The organism is Mycobacterium sp. TH-M15, from assembly GCF_057473705.1.
Genome location: NZ_JBYCLB010000370.1, coordinates 1 through 4,003, shown reverse-complemented (window position 1 = coordinate 4,003; position 4,003 = coordinate 1). Strand labels below are relative to the sequence as shown.

Annotated in this window: 4 protein-coding genes; 1 reads left to right on the top strand and 3 read right to left on the bottom strand. The window is 67.2% G+C overall.

The window, feature by feature from the left end:
• Window positions 1-2,012, top strand: a 2,012-nt coding sequence (locus tag AC2VNT_RS09100; protein ID WP_486946547.1) for a vWA domain-containing protein, incomplete at its 5' end; no start/stop codon positions are given.
• A gap of 144 nt (window positions 2,013-2,156) precedes the next feature.
• Here AC2VNT_RS09100 and AC2VNT_RS09095 read toward each other — a convergent pair.
• The 3 genes from AC2VNT_RS09095 to AC2VNT_RS09085 all read right to left on the bottom strand — a co-directional run.
• The gene (locus AC2VNT_RS09095; protein WP_486946546.1) at window positions 2,157-2,531 is read right to left on the bottom strand and encodes a hypothetical protein; all 375 of its coding nucleotides are present in this window, start codon (window positions 2,529-2,531) and stop codon (window positions 2,157-2,159) included.
• Between the two features lie 199 nt (window positions 2,532-2,730).
• A complete protein-coding gene (locus AC2VNT_RS09090) occupies window positions 2,731-3,192 on the bottom strand; it encodes a hypothetical protein (protein ID WP_486946545.1) in 462 nt (153 codons plus the stop codon).
• 89 nt (window positions 3,193-3,281) lie between these two features.
• Window positions 3,282-4,003, bottom strand: a 722-nt coding sequence (locus tag AC2VNT_RS09085; protein ID WP_486946544.1) for an alpha/beta hydrolase, incomplete at its 5' end; no start/stop codon positions are given.

Here is a 4,003-nt window from a genome sequence, read left to right as displayed (position 1 = left end):
AGTCGTCCCGGTACTCGGCCTACACCGGCGGGCCGGATCCGCTGGCGCCGCCGGTGGACGTGCGCGAGGCGCTGGAGGCGATCGGCCAGGACGTGATGGCCGGAACCTCACCCCGGCGCGCCCTCTCCGAGCTGCTGCGCCGCGGCACCAAGACCATGACCGGCGCCGATCGGCTGGCCGCCGAGGCCCGGCGCCGGCGTGCCGAGCTGTTGCGGCGCAACAACCTGGACGGCACCCTGACCGAGATCAAGAAGCTGCTGGACGAGGCGGTGCTGGAGGAACGCAAGGAGCTGGCCCGGGCGCTGGACGACGACGCCCGCTTCGCCGAGCTGCAGCTGGAAGCGCTCTCGCCGTCACCGGCCAAGGCGGTGCAGGAACTCGCCGACTACGACTGGCGTTCGCCCCAGGCGCGGCAATCCTACGCGCAGATCAAGGATCTGCTCGGCCGGGAGATGCTGGAACAGCGCTTCGCCGGGATGAAGCAGTTCCTGGAAAGCGCCACCGACGCCGACCGGCAGCGGGTCAGCGACATGCTCGACGATCTGAACGCGTTGCTGGACAAGCACTCCCGCGGTGAGGACACGCCGCAGGATTTCGCCGACTTCATGGCCCGCCACGGCGAGTTCTTCCCGGAGAACCCGGCCGACGTCGAGGAGCTGCTGGACTCGCTGGCCCAACGGGCCGCCGCCGCGCAGCGGTTCTACAACAGCCTGAGCGCCGAACAGCGGGCCGAACTGGACGCGCTGGCGCAGCAGGCATTCGGGTCGCCGGCGTTGCAGCAGGCGCTGTCGAAGTTGGACGCGCAGCTGCAGGCGGCCCGGCCCGGCGAGGACTGGACCGGATCGGCGGAGTTCTCCGGCGACAACCCGCTGGGCATGGCCGAGGCCGCCCGGGCGCTGGCCGACATCGGTGAGCTGGAACAGCTGGCCGAACAGCTCTCCCAGGCATATCCGGGTGCGACGATGGACGACGTCGACCTAGACGCGCTGGCCCGTCAGCTCGGCGACCAGGCCGCCGTCGACGCCCGCACCCTGGCCGAGTTGGAGCGTGCCCTGGTCAACCAGGGATTCCTGGACCGCAGCTCCGACGGCCAGTGGCGGCTCTCACCCAAGGCGATGCGCCGGCTCGGCGAGACCGCGTTGCACGGGGTGACCCAACAACTGGCCGGACGACGCGGCGAGCGTGACCATCGCCGGGCCGGGGCGGCCGGCGAGCTGACCGGCGCCACCCGGCCCTGGCAGTTCGGCGACACCGAGCCGTGGAACATCGCCCGCACGATGACCAACGCGGTGTTGCGGCAGGCCGCCGGCGGTTCAGCGAGGCTCGACGGAGGAGAGGCGAAGCTGGGACCGCCGCATCGGCACAGGGCCGCGGACGGTTCCCGGCTCGTCATCGCCGTCGACGACGTGGAGGTCTCCGAGACCGAGACCCGCACCCAGGCGGCGGTGGCGCTGCTGGTGGACACGTCGTTCTCGATGGTGATGGAGAACCGGTGGCTGCCGATGAAGCGCACCGCGCTGGCGCTCAACCACCTGGTCAGCACCAAATTCCGCTCGGATGCGTTGCAGATCATCGCGTTCGGTCGCTACGCCCGCACCATCACCGCCGCCGAGCTGATCGGGCTGGAGGGTGTCTACGAGCAGGGCACCAATCTGCACCATGCGCTGGCGCTGGCGGTGCGGCACCTGCGCCGGCACCCCAACGCCCAGCCGGTGGTGCTGGTGGTCACCGACGGTGAGCCGACCACGCACTTGGAAGATTTCGGCGAGGGATCCGTGGTGTTCTTTGACTACCCGCCGCACCCGCGCACCATCGCGTTCACCGTCAAGGGCTTCGACGACGTGGCCCGGCTCGGCGCCCAGGTGACGATCTTCCGGCTCGGCGACGACCCCGGCCTGGCCCGGTTCATCGACCAGGTGGCCCGCCGGGTGGCCGGCCGGGTGGTCGCACCCGACGTGGACGGGCTGGGGGCGGCCGTCGTCGGCGACTACCTGCGGTCCCGTCGGCGCTGACGTCGCGGCGCGTGGTCAGTTCCGTCCTATCAAGGGGTAGACGGGCTGCTCGCCGGTCTGCGGAAGGTTCGCTACCCACCATGGGGCACAGGTGACCAGCTTCCGGCGCGGCGACACCCCTGCCCGGCGCGGTTCACAGTTAGCTCACGATCGTCGAGTCTGGTGGATGGTCCGGGGGAAGGGCAGCTTGTCCCGCATGAGCTCTCCTGGAAAGCACGGCGAGATGACCGTCAACAGCGGCGGGTATGTCGGCGGGTACGTCGCCAGGATTTTCAACCGGTATCCGTCCGGCAGGTAGGCGAATCGGTTCGGCTTCTCGAATCCGTCTCGCTCCGTGACGGAGAGGTGCCAGCTGTGCCACAGCTCTCCGGTGACGCTGACCAGGTCGGCCGGAGAAGTGTTGTCGGGGCCGATTACATCCAATGTCGCAAAGAATTCGTAGGGTCCGGGTTCGTCGCCGATGTGGTTGTCGTCGCACGGCAGGTTGGCGGCGCCTTGGCTGTTGCTGCTGTCGAGCACGGTGTCCGGCGGTAGGCCATCGACCGTTCTCTGCAGGTAACGAAGGACGGTGTCTTGAGCTTCTTGTTGGCTGTGCGGAATCTGCATTGTGTCCCTCCGGGTGCCGTGCGGGGAGCATGCGGTGAACGACCCGACTGCGGACAGGGCGCCCAGGATGCATGACAGAATGCGTGTCACGTCTGTACGGCCGACGATGAGGTCACGGCCTCGGCGTCTGGCGGACGATACGCGGAAATGGCAGGTGGTCATTGCGCAGGTCGCCTGGGAAGCACGGGGAGATGACCGCCAACGTCGGCGGGTAGGTGTGTGGATAGGCTGCCACGATCTGCAATCGATAGCCGTCTGGCGCAGCGGCGAATCGGTTCGGTTTTTCAAACCCAGCTCGCTCGGTGACCTGCCAGCCCCAGCTCTGCCACAGTTCACCGGTGAGGGTGATTAGGTCAGTTGGGGGGTGGGCAGCGTCGCCGACGACATGGATAGCAACGGAGAAGTTGCTTGGGCCGGTGCCTGGACCCGTGTAGTTGTCATCGCAGCTCAGATTGCTAGCGCCCTGGCTATCGCTGCTATCGAGGATCGTGCCGGGTGGTAAGCCGTCGACGGTCTTCTGCAGGTATTCAAGGACGACATCCTGGGCCTCCTCTTGGCTTTGCGGAATCTTCATCGAACCTCCGATGTGTGGTGAGCATGCGGTGACCAGGCCGGTCGCAAACAGTGCGGCCAGTATCTGCAGTGGGCGTCGAGCGGTAGCGGTCACGGCGGCGTCACATCCGTTCGTCCGGCGATGATACGACCCATGTTGGCCAGCGCGGGGTTGTCGAGGTCCCAGTAGCTGCTGTGCGCAGGGATTCGCCACGGCGGCCAGACTGGCCCATCTGAGGCCTCGAATCGTGTTGTCCCGAAGTTCGGATTCGCCGGATCCGGCCCCAACGTGAAGCCGCCGAAATGGGGAATCGGATCGTTGGCGGCCTTCGTCGCGAACACGTGTGCACCGGGGTTGAGGTCGAGATCCCCGGCGGATCCAGCAATCATCCCCGGACTTCCGACTGCGACGACGTTGTCGGCGTCGAGATGGTGGCCGTTCACGGCGGCGGCACCAACCTCCGTAGACCCGAAACTGTGTCCGATCACGGTGTTGACCGACGGACCGCCGGTTACCGCGTCGACGTGGGAGGCTCGGCTGCCCGCTTGGAAGTTGTCCAGTGCCGTGGCACCGTTGAATGCATAGCTCGGATTTGGGGCTTCGGTGGCAATGTTCATCGGCGGGTCGTAGCCCATCCAGGTCGTGATCGAGACATCGCCGCCGCCGAGTGTTCCGTCAGCGTTACGTGTGGCCCAGTACATTCGCTCTGCCCGTACCGCGCTGTCCCGGAATTTCGTCGGATCTTGGCCGGTACCCGGAACGAACGTAGCGTTGCGTTTGGCAAGGTCGGGGTGGTTGATGGAGACGGCCGCGTGGCCCTTGTCGTCGATGA